Below are 14,548 nucleotides of genomic sequence, written 5' to 3'. Positions count from 1 at the left end.
ACGAAGAATGTCAGCCGATCATCCGGTCGGGGCCGGGCGGCGAGGGAAGCGTTCTACGACGCGAGAGCGCCGATTCGGCGCTGCAAGTACTCCCATCCTAGCAGTCCCCCACCCTCCCCCTTCTCGCCGAGCCGCTATCGTCCGGCCGAGCCGCCACGATCCGGCCGGTACGGCGCGTGGCGGCTCGCACGCGGAGTAGCGGCTCGCGCTCCAGAGGGGGGAGAGAGGAGGGGGCTAGGCGAAGCGATCGGTGGCGGCGCGGAGGGCGCGGGCGATGCCGGGCTCGGATGCCGAGTGGCCGGCGTCGTCCACGACGACGAACTCGGCCTCGGGCCACGCGCGGTGGAGGTCCCATGCCGTCATGATCGGGGTGCAGACGTCGTAGCGCCCCTGGACGATGACGGCGGGGATGTCGCGGATCACGCCGACGTCGTCGATGAGCTGGCCCTCGCGCAGCCACCCGCCGTGCACGAAGTAGTGGTTCTCGATGCGGGCGAACGCCACGGCGGTCGCGGCGTCGGTCATCGAGGCCACCAGATCGGGATCGGGGTGGAGGGTGAGCGTCGACATCTCCCACGTGGTCCACGCGATCGCCGCCGGCTCGTGGACGGCGGGATCGGGGTCGGTGAGCCGCCGGTGGTAGGCCTCGATCATCCGCGAGCGCTCGAGCACGGGGATCGGCGCGACGTACGCCTCCCACAGATCGGGGAAGATCGCCGACGCGCCACCCTCGTAGAACCACTCCAGCTCGTGGCGACGCAGCGTGAAGACGCCGCGCAGCACGATCTCGCTGACGGCATCCGGGTGGCACTGCGCGTAGGCGAGCGCGAGGGCGGAGCCCCACGATCCCCCGAAGACCTGCCACCGGTCGATCCCGAGGTTGCGCCGCAGCAGCTCGATGTCGGCCACCAGGTGCCACGTCGTGTTGAACCGCGGATCGGCGTCGGGCGCGCTCATGTGGGGCGTCGACCGACCGCAGCCGCGCTGGTCGAACAGCACGATGCGGTACCTCTCCGGGTCGAAGAAGCGGCGGTGCCACGGCGAGGTGCCGCCGCCGGGACCTCCGTGCAGGAACACGACGGGCTTGCCGTCGGGGTTGCCGGACTGCTCCCAGTAGACCCGTTGGCCGTCGCCGGCCAGCAGGTACCCCGTCTCGTAGGGCTCGATCGCGGGATACAGGATGTCGTCGAGGTGCGCCGGCCCGTTCACAGTTCTCCTCCCGACACCGAGAAGGTGTCGCAGGCGTCGAGCCCGCTCTGGTAGCCGGTGGTGAACCAGCGCTGACGCTGCCCGCTCGACCCGTGGGTCCAGGTCTCGGGGTTGACCCGTCCGGACTGCGCCTGGATGCGGTCGTCGCCGACGGCGGCCGCCGCATCGAGCGCGTCGCGCAGCTGCGCGTCGGTGGGCTGCTGCAGGTAGGCCACGCCGTTCGCGTCCGTCGTGGAGGTCGCATCCGCGATCCACGCGCCGGCGAAGCAGTCGGCCTGCAGCTCGGTGCGCACCCCGTTGCTGGTCGGCCCGGTGCCGTCGTTCGGGTACTGGTCCATGATCCCGGTGATCTGCTGGATGTGGTGGCCGTACTCGTGGGCGAGGACGTAGAGCTGGGCGAGGTCGCCCGCCTGCGCTCCGAACTGGCTGCGGAGCAGGCCGAAGAACGTCGGATCGACGTAGATGGTCTCCTCCGGCGGGCAGTAGAACGGGCCCGTCGCGTTCGAGGCCGTGCCGCACCGCGTCGAGGTCGACCCGTCGACGATGATCAGCTGCGGCGCACGGTAGCCCTGCACCTGATCGGCCCAGTAGCCGTCGAGCGCCTTCTGGCCGAACACGAGCCGGCAGTCGTCGTTCGCGTTCGCGTCGGCGCCGGTGTCGCAGCCCGCGATGGCGGAGTCCTGCCCGCCGCCCGTGCCGCCGAGCAGGCTCGTGACGTCGCCGCCGGTGAAGAGCACGAGCAGGAGCACCGCGATCCCACCGAGACCGGCCAGCCCGCCGCCGGCGACCGCCGCGGCGCCTCCCCCGCGGCCTCGTCGCCGTGCGGTCGTCCCTCCCAGCTCTGCATTGCTGTTGAAGGTCATGCCCCACCGTACCGCCACCGGGCTCGCCCCCGTAGGCTCAGATCCATGGATGCCACGACAGTCACCGTGACCGGAGCCGGCGGACAGATCGGCTACGCGCTGCTGTTCCGGATCGCCGCCGGCGACATGCTCGGCGCCGACCGTCCGGTGCGTCTGCGCCTGCTGGAGATCCCACAGGGGCTCGCCTCCGCCGAAGGGGCCGCACTGGAGCTGCAGGACTGCGCGTTCCCGCTGCTGGCGGATGTCGAGATCACCGACGACCCGCGCGTCGCCTTCGACGGCGCCAACATCGCGATGCTCGTCGGAGCCCGTCCCCGCTCGGCCGGGATGGAGCGCGCCGACCTGCTGGCGGCCAACGCGGGCATCTTCGGTCCGCAGGGCGCGGCCCTGAACGCGGCGGCCGCCGACGACGTGCGCGTCGTGGTGGTCGGCAACCCCGCCAACACCAATGCGCTCATCGCGGCGGCATCCGCCCCCGACATCCCGGGCGAGCGCTTCGCCGCGCTGACGCGCCTCGACCACGACCGCGCGCTCGCCCAGCTCGCCGCCGCGCTGGAGACGCCGGTGGCGGCGCTGCGCGGCGTCATCGTCTGGGGCAACCACTCGGCGACGCAGTTCCCGGACGTCGCGCACGCGACGGTGGCGGGACGCCCGGTCACGGACGCGCTGGCCGAGCGTCTCGGCGGCAGCGCGGCGGCCGCCGCCTGGCTCGACGAGGCGTTCGTGCCGCGGGTCGCCCAGCGCGGTGCCGAGATCATCTCGGTGCGCGGATCGTCGTCGGCCGCGTCGGCGGCCCACGCTGCGATCTCCCATGTCCGCGACCTCGTGCACGGCACGGGCGACGACTGGACGTCGGCGGCGGTCCTGTCGCACGGCGAGTACGGCGTGCCGGCGGGGCTCTACTCGTCGGCGCCGGTCACGAGCGACGGCACGGCGTACCGCGTCGTCGACGGGCTGGAGCTGGACGAGCGCGGCCGCGCCCGCCTCGACGCCTCGGTGGCCGAGCTGGTCGCCGAGCGCGACGCGGTGCGCGCCCTCGGTCTGATCTGAGTCCGCGGTGAGCGACCTCACCTGGCTGATCGCGGGCATCGCGGTCATCGGCGTCTCGACGGTCCTCGCGCGGCGGCTCGGCGTCGCGGGGCCGCTGATCCTCGTCGCGATCGGTCTCGTGGCGTCGCTGCTGCTGCCGGCGTTCTCGGTGCCGCCGGACCTCATCCTGGTCGGCATCCTCCCGCCCCTGCTCTACGCCTCGGCCGTGCGACTGCCGGCGGTCGAGTTCCGTCGCGACGCGATGCCGATCGCGGGCCTGGCCGTCGTGCTCGTCGTCATCAGCGCCCTGGCCCTCGGCACCCTGTTCTACTTCGCCATCCCGGGACTCGACTTCGCGCTCGCCGTCGCCCTCGGCGCCATCCTCAGTCCCACGGATGCCGTCGCCACCTCGATCGCGAAGAAGCTCGGCATCGCGCCGCGGGTCATCACGATGCTGGAGGGCGAGAGCCTGCTGAACGACGCCACCGCGCTCGTGCTGCTGCGCAGCGCCGTGGCGGCATCCGCGGCGGGGTTCTCGCTGGGCAGCACGATCGGCGCGTTCGCGTGGGGCGTGCTGGTCGCGGTCGTCATCGGCGTCACCGTGGGCGTGCTCACCCTGCGGATACGGCGGTGGATCGGCGAGCCGGTCGCCAACACGGCGATCGGCTTCATCGTGCCGTTCATCGCGTACCTGCCCACCGAGCACCTGGGCGGCTCGGGCCTCGTGGCCGCCGTGGCCGCGGGCATCACGACCGGTCAGGGTGCCGCACGGTGGTCGACCCCCGAGCAGCGGGTCTCCGACGAGCTGAACTGGCACACCCTCGAGCTGCTGCTGGAGGGCGCGGTCTTCCTCATCATGGGGCTCGAGCTGCGCGACATCGTCACCGGCAACATCGACAAGCACAACGGTGTGGGCATCGGCATCACGCTGGCACTGGTGGCGCTCGCGATCGTGCTGGCCATGCGCGCGCTCTACGTGTCGGGACTCGTGTTCCTCATCGACCGCCGCGCCCGGCGGATGCAGCGCGACCGGCTGCAGGCGTTCAGCGACCGCCTCGACGCCTTCGATCCGGGCACGAGCGATCTGCGCGAGCTGAGACCGCCGCGCGAGGACGGGGACCCCGCCGGCGGGGAGCGGCCGGGGCTGCTGCGACGCACGGCGCGCGGCACCGCCCGCCGCCTGGCCCGTCGCGTCGCACGTCGAGAGCCGGATGCCGCCGCCACGCAGCAGCGCGTCGAAGGGCTCCGGGCGCGGATCGGCCGTGTGCTCAACGACATGGACTACTACCAGGGCTCGCCCCTCGGGTGGAAGGACGGGGTGGTCATCGTCTGGGCCGGGATGCGCGGCGTCGTCACGCTCGCGGCAGCCCAGACGCTCGAGCCGTCCACCCCCGCGCGGGAGCTGCTGATCTTCATCGCGTTCGTCGTCGCCCTCGTCAGCCTCATGGTGCAGGGGCTCACCCTCCCCTGGGTGATCCGCATGCTGAAGATCCCCGCGAGCACGGGCGACGGCGGCTCGGCGGAGGAGGGCGAGCGGCTGGACGACGAGCTGCGCGAAGCCGCCCTCGCGCGGCTGCGCACGCCCGGGCTGGCGGATGCGAGCGGCGTGCCCTACCCGCCGGAGGTGCTCGCGAAGCTGGCCGAGCGGATGAGCGCTCCCCGGATCGAGTCGCCCGAGATCAGCTCGGCCGGCGTGATCGACCTGCGGATCGCGCTGATCGAGGCGATGCGGGAGCGGCTCGTCGACGTCTCGCGGGAGGGGTCGTACTCGTCCGCGGCGCTGCGCCACGCCCTCGCACAGCTCGACGCCGACCAGCTGAGCATGCAGCTGCGCCGCCTCGAGGACGACTGACGCGCGCCGCTGCACGTCGCACACGTGCGTGTCGGCGCCGTGGGACAGAATGGATGCCGTGAGCACCCCGCATCCGGACGACCAGCGCGCCCCCGCCGACTACGCGGAGTCGATCGCGCTGCCCGCGGTCACCTCCGCGGTGCCCGTGGTCGTCTCGGGCACCGACTGGTGGGCCGCCCGTCCGGCGGGCTCGCGACTGGTGGGGCTCGTGGTCGCCCGCGACGACCTGCCGTCCGTGATCGCCCAGCGCGACGCCCTGGCGGAGTTCGGGGTGCCGATCGAGGGCTTCCGGCATCCCGCCCCCGAAACCGGCGAGAGCTGGTCGGAGCGCCTCACGCGCCTGTTCGGCCGACTGGTGTCGGGCGACGTGGTCGTCGTGGCCGACAAGCACGCCCTCGGGCGCACGGTCGACGAGGAGACCCACGCGATCGCCGAGCTGCGCCGCCGCGGGATCATCGTGAAGGTGCTCGGCCACTCCCGCGGCTGACGCCTCCGGCGGCGGTCGTCGTCCCCCGAGGTTCGCGAGGCCCTCCACCCACGGCGTCGGAGCACCGGGGTGGAAGGCCTCGTGAACCTGCGGAGCGCGGGCGCGCTCCGCAGGTCGACATCACTGACCGAGCTGGCTGGCGAGCTGCTCGTCCGTCGACTGGAGGGCCTGAGCGGCCTTCTCGAGGAAGGCGGCCATGCCCTCGATGCCCTGGACCGTCTTGGTCGCACCGGTGGTGAACTCGGTGTACGAGGCGTCGAACGCGCCCGAGGCACGGCTCGTGGTGAAGCCGTCCTGGACCAGCTGGGCGACCAGCTGACGCAGGCGCTGGAGGTTCGCCTCGAGCTCGCTCTGGCCGTCACGCAGGCGCGAAGCGGCCGAGTTCATCTGGTCGTAGGTGACATTCAGATTGGCCATGAGGGCCCCTTTCATCTGGCCCGGCCGGTGTGCCGGGAGGTCTTGTTGTTTCGACGATAGGCGGCGGTGCCGCCCGTGACCATGGGCAGAACTCCCCATGAGCGCTCCGTGCGGGCGACGTTCGCGCGCCCCGTCACGAGACGGCTCCCGTCGCCGCCAGCTCGGCCGCCGCGGTCGCGATCGGGAACTGGATGCGCACCGTCTTGCCGCGGTGGGCGAGGATGCCGCGCCCGACGGGCAGCTCGCCGCGGACGAGGCGCGGGAACGGGGTCTTGAGCACGACCTCGCCGTCGATGGTCTCCGGCTGGAGCACCACGCCGCGGCGCGCCGCCTTGATCTCGCCGAGCAGGCCGAAGTTCGTCGTCCACTCGCTCATCTCGCCGACGACGACGAAGAAGACCTCGCCGCGGCCCGCGCGCTTCACGAGGGTGGAGAGGTTCATCTCGATGAGAGAGGTGGCGAACTCGCCGATGCCCTCGAGCACGACGATCGGCACGGCGCCGCCGTCCGCGGTGCGGTCGGCGGCCTCGTCGACGGCACCGAGCACAGCCATCGCCGCCGAGGCGGATTCGGCGGTGGCCGTCCACGCGACGGCATCCTGCACCGGGGAACGGCGATCGCCGATGTAGAAGGCGGCCGTGTCGGGCCGTGCGCGCAGGGTCTGGCGGACGATGGCGGCGGCGGCGTTGGAGCGTCCGGCACCGGGCGAGCCCGCCACGATGAACGTGCCCGCCGGCTCGATGCCGTAGGGGCCGAGATCGAGGTCGGACAGGCCGATGGCGACCCCCGTGCCCGCCGTCGGCGGCAGCTCGTCGATCGCGTACTCGACGGGAAGCGCGCGGATGCCGGGGGCGGGCGTCGTGCCGCGGCGGATCATCGCCTCGGCCATACGATCGATCGCCAGCGACTGGTCCTTCGTGCTCGCGGTGCCGCCGATCACGGCGATCTGCGCTTCGTGGTCGTCGACGATCGCCCGCCCCGGCGCCGCGTCGGGCCCGAGGATGTCGCGCGGCATCCCGAGCAGCGCGTAGCCGTCCTCATCCGCCATGCGCAGCACGATGCGGCGCTGGATCATGGCCTGCAGCGAGGTGGGCACGCTCTGCCCGCGGTCGGCCGTGAGGGCCACGTGGATGCCGAGGCCACGACCGTCGGTGAGCACCTGCTGGAACGCGCGGTAGGACTCCGCGCGACCGGGCACGCCCTCGAAGGCGGAGCGGAAGGCGGGGAAGCCGTCGACGAGCAGCAGGATGCGCGGCTCGTCGCCGCGGCCGGCGAGCGTGCGGTACTCGGTGAGGGTCGACGCGCCGGACGCCGCGTACGCGTCGCCGCGGCGGTCGAGCTCGGCCCGCAGCATCCCGAACAGCCGCTCGATGCGCTCGGTGTCGTCGCCCGAGATCACCGCGCCGACATGCGGCAGCGACTCCAGCATGCGCAGTCCGCCGGTGGCGGCATCCAGCCCGTACACGTGCACGGGACCGCCGCGCGGCGTGATCCCGGCCGAGACGGCGAGCGTGCGCAGCGCCACCGACTTGCCGGAGCCGCCCGTGCCGAAGACGGCGAGGTGGCCCTCGGTGTCGGGTTCGAAGAAGAACGGCACCTGGTCCTGGCGCTCGGGCACGTCGACGACACCGAGCACCAGCCGCGCGTCGGTGCGCTGGTGCAGCTTGGTCTGGTCGAACGTCCGCGCGAGCTCGTCGAGCCACGGGCGGCGCGGCGGAGCGATGCGGGCCAGCTGGGCCGCGTCGCCGAAGCGGGCGACCAGGAGCTGCTGGTCGTTCGGGCCCAGATCCTCGGTCTCGGCGGGGGCCTCGGAGACCGCGGGCTTCTCCCACAGGGGCGCCTCGCCGAGCAGGAACGGGCGGACCTCCACCGCCGGCTCGGGCTCGGCGCGCAGGCTCCAGCCGCCGGAGTAGGCCGACTGGAAGAGGCTCATGCGGCCCGGTCCGGTCTTCGCGATGCCGCGCCCGGGGATGCCCGGGTCGAACAGCGCGGCCTCCTTCGAGCCGATGACGTCGTCCGAGTCGGTCTCGTCGGCCATGCGGAGGGCCACGCGGAGGTTCGTGTTGGCACGCAGGTTGTCCTTGATGACACCGGCCGGACGCTGCGTCGCCATGATGAGGTGGATGCCGAGGGAGCGCCCGCGCTGGGCGATGTCGACGACACCGTCCACGAACTCGGGCACCTCTTTGGCGAGGGCGGCGAACTCGTCGATCACGAGCACGAGGGCGGGCGGCGCATCGGGATCGGCGGCCTTCTCGAGCTCGAGGAGGTCCTTGGCCTTCTTGCGGTTGAAGAGGTGCTCGCGGTGGTGCAGCTCGGCGCGCAGGCTCGTCAGGGCGCGGCGGACCAGGTGCGGACTCAGGTCGGTGACGAGACCCACGCAGTGCGGCAGGTTGACGCAGTCGGCGAAGGCCGACCCGCCCTTGTAGTCGACGAAGAGGAACGTCACGCGCTCCGGGCTGTACTCGGCGGCCATGCCGAGCACCCACGCCTGCAGGAACTCGCTCTTGCCCGAGCCGGTCGTCCCACCGACGAGGGCGTGCGGGCCCTGCTGGCGGAGATCGAGGTGCAGCGCTCCCTGCGCCCCCTGGCCCACGAGGGCGCGCAGCTTCGGCTGGTAGCCGGCGCCGGAGCGCGTCGCGCGGATCGACGCGTTCTGCGTCCAGCGGTCGATCACGGCGTCGGCGCTGGTCGCCATGTCGGGGCCCAGCAGCTGCAGCAGCGGGATCGTGCGCGGCACGTCACCGGCATCCTCGGCGACGTCGCCGATGTCGGTGATGCGCGCGAGCGCCCGGGCGACGACGCCGAAGCGCGCGGCGTCGAGAGCCTCGACGCGCAGCGGCGCGACGACGGCGCCCAGGCGCACGAAGTGCGCGCTCGCATCGCCGTCGGCGGGCAGTTCGACCCACGTGCGGCAGGCCGCGGGCAGGTGCTCCACCTTCGAGACGGCCCACACCGGGACGACGCCGCTGCCGGCGGCCCGCTCGCTGAGCTGGATCAGCCGGCCGCGGTCGACGGGGGCGTCGGGCGTGATGATGACGACATATGCCGGAAGCGGCATCTCCTCCTCGCGCCCGCGGGACTCGCCCACCTCGGCACCGGCGGAGGTCGCGGCATCCGTCGCCTTGAGGGCCCGCAGCCGCCGCAGCCGCTTCGTGCGGGTGTCGACGAGCTCCTCGAGCTGCGCGAGCAGCCGCGAGGCGGTCGCGGCGTTGTCGGCGATGGGTGCCGTGCCCAGGGCGTCCTCGGCGGCCCACGTGTGCGGCAGCCACTTCAGGTCGGCGAGCGCCGCGCGGGTGGCGGGGCCCACGAAGGCGACGATGTGGACATCCGACGGTGCGTGCAGACCCGCCGTCTGTGCCAGGAGCGCGCGGGCGGTGTCGCCGACGCGCGCGGTCGCCCCCGCGATGCCGATCGCCCCCGCCTCGGCGAGCGATTCGAGGATCGGCACGTCGTCGACCTCGCGGAAGGCCTCGACGACCTCGTCGAGACGGTCGACATACGAGGGGATCGCCGCATCGCGCTTGGTGGACTCCGCGACCGTGTTGCGGCTCGCAGCGGTGCCGTCGCCCAGACGCACGTGCAGGAACGACCAGTGCTCGGGCCGGCGCGTCCAGACCAGCGGACCGGCGGCGAGCGCGTCGGCGCAGATCGGGTCGAGCTCGGGCACCTCGCCGCGGCGGACGCGACGCTCGGTCTCGCGCTCCTGCTCCAGGCGCGAGGAGAGCCGCGTCAGCTGCTGCTCGAAGCGGTCCTTGTCGCGCTGCAGCTGCGCGCGCCCCTGCAGGCGCGTCGTCAGCCACGTGCCCAGCATCAGCAGCGGGGATGCCGCCACGAACACGAGCGCCATCGGGTTCCTCATCACGAAGAACAGCACCGCACCCATGATCACGGGCGCGATCATCGCGAGCCACGGGAACATCTGCGGCGCGGGCGGCACGGGCAGGTCGGTGCCCGGCAGCTCCTCGCCGAGGTAGCGGGCCTCGACCCGCGGCGAGCGCACGAACGGGACCTGCCGCCAGGTCGAGGGCGCGACGGTCGCATCTCCGGCCGCGGTGATGCGCACGCGCGTGTCGCCCAGGACGGCGTCGATCTCGCCGTCGGCGGCGGTCAGATAGGTGACCGGTGCGCCGTCGACGAGGATGCCGTTGGCCGAGTTGAGGTCGACGAGCTCGGCCCGTCCCTGCCCCACCTCGAGCCGGGCGTGCCGCTTCGAGACGAGCGGGTCGTCCAGCACGATGTCGCACTGCGGGTCGCGACCGATGATCACGACCGTCCGCTCCAGCGGGATCGTCGTCCCGGCGCCGGGCCCGGACACGATCTCCACCTCGCCGACGCGCTGTCGCGGCTGGTAGCCGGCCGGGACGACCCGGATCGCCGACCCCGCGCCGAGCTGGACGTGGGCGACGGATGCCGCGGCATCCAGCACCTCGCCGGGTCCCTGCGCGATCGTGCCGAACGCTTCCAGGGTGACGTCCTCGCGCGGGTCGCCTCCGCCGCGGGGGTCGACCTCGGCGATGGTGCGGGCGAGGTCGCCGACGGTCGCGTCGGCGTCGGCGTTGATGACGAGATCCTCGGGTTCTCCCCCGGGTCGGACGAGGGTCGTGCGCAGCTTCATCCGTCTTCCTTTCGGCGCGGGGCGTCGTCGCCGGCCTCGCGCTCGAAGCGCGCGGGATCGTCGAGCAGGGCGAGGTCGTCGCGGACGACCAGGCGCGAGGCGACGGCGTGCTCGACGAGGCGCACCCGCCGGTTGGTCGCCGAGCTCGTCACTCCGCCGCGCAGCCCGGGGACCCCCTGACGGTCGAGCTTGTCGCACACGTTGTCGAGCTTGCGGTTGAAGCGGGTGATGCTCCAGCCCAGGCGCTGGGCCGCCGCGGCGGAGCTGGGCAGCTCGCTCATGCCGGTGCCCTCGCGGCGCAGCACGGGCTCGGCGAGGGACAGGATGAGGAGCTTCTGACTGGGCGTGAGGGGAACGGCACCGATCGTCGACTCGCCGTCGGCCACCCGCTCCGGAACCGTCGCACGGAACGCCGGCTGCGCCGTGTGCACCGACAGCTCGTAGGTCGTGGGACCCGCGCTGAACACCACGGTCGTCACGCCGAACACGATCGGCAACCGCGCCCCCGGGGCCAGCTGCGCCTGCACGCGACCCTCCGTGTCGGTGACGGTCGCCGACAGCCGCGAGCCGATGTTGACCAGCCACCACAGTCCGCCGGACTGCTCGATCGAGAGGAAGTGCCGGTGCAGGAAACGGTTGTCGTCGATGGCGAGGTCGCCCTCGCGCCCGATGGTGAACCGCGTTCCGGACGGCACGGTGACGTACTCGCCGGCGAACTCGACGGTGATGTCCGCCCCCGTCACGTCGTCCTCGGGGGCGTCCGCGGGGGGAACGGTGTCGTGGATGTCGGTCATGGGGTGCACTTCCGTGTCTCGGTGCCCGCGGTGCCGTCCTTGCGGACGAGCGTCACCGCGATGCAGGTCGTGCCGCCGGCATCCACCGGCAGGGTCACGCTCGTCTCGGTGACCTTGCGGGTCTCGCCGTCGCCGGCGAGCGTGTACGGATACCAGAGATAGCCGTCGCCGTCCTGCGGCTCGGGATTGGTCCAGGTGAACACGGCGTCGCCGCCCTGCACCGTGCCGGCGAGCGCCTCCACCGGCGGCACGTACCCGCCCAGCGGGTCTTGCGGCGCGGCCGACGTCGTCGGCTCGTCGTCGGCCGGCGGCTGCACCGCGGGCGCCACGAGGCTGGCCCCGACGGCGACTCCCGCGACGACGACCACGGCGGCGGCGATGCCGAGACCGATCCACAGTCCGCGGCGCGTGCGCGGTGCCGGCGCATCGGCGGTGGCATCGGCCGCCTCGGCGGGATCCGCGACGGACGGCGACGCGGCGGCAGCGGCGGCGGCGGGGTCGACGCTGCGGGCCGCCGCGGCCGGGCCGGGTCGGCGGATCGTGGACGAGGTGTCGAGGTCCGCCGCCTGCGGCGCGATGGAGACGGGGCCCCGCAGCAACGTCGGGTCGGCGGTGTCGGTGGGAACGGGCGGCGCCGGGACGACGGCGGGCGCGGCGGCCGCGGTGGCCGCGGTGTCGTCCGTCCGGTCGCGCCGACGCGTCGGGCCGGCGGCCGGGTGGGTCTGCGGCTCGATGCTGACGATGCCGCGGACGCGGGTGAGCTCGCCGTCGACGTCGTCCTCGGCGGCGTCCTCGGGGGCGTCGTCGAGGATGTCGATCGGGGTCACCGAGTGGGCGAGCTCGATCTGCACGCGCTGGAGGGCCCGCGCGAACGCGATCGCCGAGTCGTAGCGGTCGCCGGGGCGCTTGGCCATCGCGCGTTCGAGCACGGCCTGGAGCGACGGCGGGGCGTCGGCGCGCTCCAGACGCGGCACCGGCTGGGACTCGATGCGCTGGATGAGATCGGCGCCGCCGTTGCGGCCGCCCGGCTGCTCGAACGGCGAGCGACCGGCCAGCAGCGTGTAGACGGTGGCGCCCAGGGCGTAGACGTCGGTGGCGACGCCCGAGCCGGGCACGTCGCTGAACGACTCGGGCGGCGACCACGGGATCGACATCCCCGCCGACGACTCCTCCGACTCGGCGGTCGTCGCGATGCCGAAATCGGTGAGGGCCGGACGGTTGTACTCGGTGACGAGGATGTTCGCCGGCTTGATGTCGCGGTGCAGGATGCCGGCGCGATGCGCGGTCTCGACGGCGGCGGCGACCTGCACGCCGACCCGCAGCGCCTCGGCGACCGAGAAGGCCGCGGCCCGCGAGCGCACCTGCAGATTGGGGCGCGAGCAGTACTCCATCACGAGGTACGGACGCCCGTCGTCCGAGACGCCCGCCTGGTAGATGGTGACGATCGCGGGATGCGTCGACAGCAGCGCCATGACGTTCGCCTCGGCGGTGAACTGCTCCGCCGATCCCGACGCCATGCGGTCGGGGAGCATGACCTTCACCGCGACCCGGCGGCGCGGCAGGTGCTGCTCGTAGAGGTAGACGTCGGCGAAGCCGCCGGAGCCGAGCACGTCGACGTAGGTGAACCCGGGCAGCGCGGGCGGCGGTGCCGGAGGACGCTTCGCGGCGCTCACGGGAGGTCCTCGAAGGTCACGGTGACCTCGTCGCCGAGGTCGAGGACGTCTCCCGTGACCACCATGGTCGGCTCGTTGGGGTGCAGTCGCACCGGCTCGTTGCCGCCGCGCAGCAGCACCGTGCCGTTGGTGGTGTCGAGGTCGGTGACGAGGACGTGCTCGCCCTCCGCGCGGATCTCCACGTGACTGCGCGAGATGTCCTGCTCGGGGCTGTCGACGGCCACGAGGGTCGGCAGCTCGGCTGCCGAGGTGCGCGTGGACTTCGGGCGCCGTCCGATCACGACGGGCCGCTCGAGCTCCACGACGCGGCCGGTCGACAGCCGGATGCGGCCCCGCGCGGGGCGGCGGGCCGGGACGCTGTCCGTCGACTCGAACGCGACGCGCTCCGCGCGCATCGCCCGCACATCCGCCACGGCGATCGTCGCGCCGTCGTGGTCGCCGAGCCCGTCGGGCGTGGCCGGTGCGTCCGCTCCGTCCACTGCGCCGGGCCGCGGCGTCGCGGCGGGAGCGGCCGGGTCGGCCGACGGGGCGGGTCCGGGCTCCGCGCCCGGTGCGGCGGCGGCATCCGCGGCATCCGTCTCCGCCTCGACGGGGGCGATCGCCGCCGCCGACACGGGACGGGCGACCGTCTCGCCCCACAGCAGGTCGTACTCGTCCACGGGTGCGGGCTCGGCGTCCTCGGCGGCCGTCGCCTCCGGGATCAGCGTGTCGGCGGAGGTGTCGGCACGCGTCGCCACCCCGGGCTCGGGCGGGGATTCGGGTGCCGCATCGGACTCGGACTCGGACTCGGCGGGAGGCGCGGGCTCGGCCGTCGCCGCCGGCGCGACCGTCTCGGCGGGTTCTGGTGCCGTCCCCGGGGCGGCCGCCGACCGCGCCCCGAACAGTCCCGGCGGCACCGAGTCGATGACGGATGCCGAGGAGGCGGCGGGTGCCGCGGAGATGGCGGGTGCCGAGGAGGCGGCGGATATCGAGGAAATGGCGGATGCCGAGGAGGCGGCAGCAGCGGGCGGCTCCTCAGCATCCGACATCTCCTCAGGATCGGACGGCTCGGCCGCCCCGGCAGCCGGCGCAGCGGATGCAGCGGATGCCGCGGATGCAGCGGATGCCGCGGCGGCGGGGACCGCCGGCTCGACCCGGGTCGGCGACGCGCCCAGCTCCAGCCGGATCTGGTCGGCGCGCACGACGCCGGAACGCAGCGGCACGTCGGCGGACGGCGCGGTCGTGGCCCCGGCCGGCACGATCGTCGCGCGGACCGCTCCGGGCAGGAAGCGCTCCGTCCACGTCGCGACGCCCGTGCCCGACACGGCCTCGACGCCGTCGCCCTCGACGATGATCTCCACGTCACCGCGCACCGCGACGCGCACGCCGCCGGGCTCGGCGATCGCGAGCGCGAACGGCGGGATCGCGGCCAGCGAGGTGCCGAACGCGCCGGTGAGCGCCTCCAGCACCGCCCCGATCCCGCCGGTGCCGAGGCCGCGCCAGATGGTCGCCGCCGTCGCCGCCGACACGACGGGCGACAGCGCCGCCAGGGCGCCGTCGTCGACGGCCACCCACCAGGCGGCCTCGGCGTCGGCCGGCCGGTAGTCGACTCGTGTGCTCGTCATCG

Annotated in this window: 10 protein-coding genes; 3 read left to right on the top strand and 7 right to left on the bottom strand. The window is 73.6% G+C overall.

Translation table 11 applies throughout. The annotated features are described in order from the left end of the window. Positions 1–234 precede the first annotated feature (234 nt). Together pip and ypfJ are read right to left on the bottom strand one after the other, a co-directional pair. Positions 235–1,209, bottom strand: a complete 975-nt coding sequence (pip, locus tag MHO01S_RS04970) for a prolyl aminopeptidase (protein ID WP_082734312.1) — start codon at positions 1,207–1,209, stop codon at positions 235–237. Beyond that, the gene (gene ypfJ, locus MHO01S_RS04965; RefSeq protein WP_061781925.1) at positions 1,206–2,072 is read right to left on the bottom strand and encodes a KPN_02809 family neutral zinc metallopeptidase; all 867 of its coding nucleotides are present in this window, start codon (positions 2,070–2,072) and stop codon (positions 1,206–1,208) included. The genes pip and ypfJ overlap by 4 nt, the downstream gene beginning before the upstream one ends. Before the next feature lie 45 nt (positions 2,073–2,117). Here ypfJ and MHO01S_RS04960 point away from each other — a divergent pair, with 45 nt between their 5' ends. Genes MHO01S_RS04960 through MHO01S_RS04950 form a run of 3 tightly spaced genes read left to right on the top strand, consistent with a single transcriptional unit; the run spans position 2,118 to position 5,440 of the window. Beyond that, positions 2,118–3,122, top strand: a complete 1,005-nt coding sequence (locus tag MHO01S_RS04960) for a malate dehydrogenase (protein WP_061781924.1) — start codon at positions 2,118–2,120, stop codon at positions 3,120–3,122. Between the two features lie 7 nt (positions 3,123–3,129). Then, entirely contained in the window at positions 3,130–4,953 is a 1,824-nt protein-coding gene (locus tag MHO01S_RS04955) for a cation:proton antiporter (RefSeq protein WP_060961129.1), read from the top strand. Positions 4,954–5,002: 49 nt separating this feature from the next. Further along, positions 5,003–5,440: a recombinase family protein gene (locus tag MHO01S_RS04950; RefSeq protein ID WP_060961130.1), complete on the top strand. Its 438-nt coding sequence runs from the start codon at positions 5,003–5,005 to the stop codon at positions 5,438–5,440. A 120-nt stretch (positions 5,441–5,560) separates the two neighbouring features. Here MHO01S_RS04950 and MHO01S_RS04945 read toward each other — a convergent pair whose 3' ends face one another. The 5 genes from MHO01S_RS04945 to MHO01S_RS04925 form a co-directional block, all read right to left on the bottom strand. Continuing rightward, complete coding sequence (locus tag MHO01S_RS04945; RefSeq protein WP_060961131.1) at positions 5,561–5,857, bottom strand: WXG100 family type VII secretion target; 297 nt, start codon at positions 5,855–5,857, stop codon at positions 5,561–5,563. Positions 5,858–5,990: 133 nt separating this feature from the next. After that, positions 5,991–10,475, bottom strand: coding sequence for a type VII secretion EssC family protein (locus tag MHO01S_RS04940; protein ID WP_061781923.1), 4,485 nt, complete (start codon positions 10,473–10,475; stop codon positions 5,991–5,993). Then, entirely contained in the window at positions 10,472–11,269 is a 798-nt protein-coding gene (locus tag MHO01S_RS04935) for an FHA domain-containing protein (RefSeq protein ID WP_061781922.1), read from the bottom strand. Before MHO01S_RS04935 ends, MHO01S_RS04940 begins: the two co-directional genes overlap by 4 nt. Further along, a complete protein-coding gene (locus MHO01S_RS04930; protein ID WP_061781921.1) occupies positions 11,266–12,942 on the bottom strand; it encodes a serine/threonine-protein kinase in 1,677 nt (558 codons plus the stop codon). The genes MHO01S_RS04935 and MHO01S_RS04930 overlap by 4 nt, the downstream gene beginning before the upstream one ends. After that, on the bottom strand, positions 12,939–14,546 hold the full coding sequence (locus MHO01S_RS04925; RefSeq protein WP_255266065.1) for an FHA domain-containing protein: 1,608 nt from the start codon (positions 14,544–14,546) through the stop codon (positions 12,939–12,941). The genes MHO01S_RS04930 and MHO01S_RS04925 overlap by 4 nt, the downstream gene beginning before the upstream one ends. Positions 14,547–14,548: the final 2 nt, after the last annotated feature.

This window comes from Microbacterium hominis NBRC 15708, from assembly GCF_001592125.1.
In the GTDB taxonomy this organism is placed as follows: Bacteria; Actinomycetota; Actinomycetes; order Actinomycetales; family Microbacteriaceae; genus Microbacterium; species Microbacterium hominis.
Note: the sequence above shows the minus strand (reverse complement) of the source record. Positions and strands in the feature narration are given on the sequence as shown.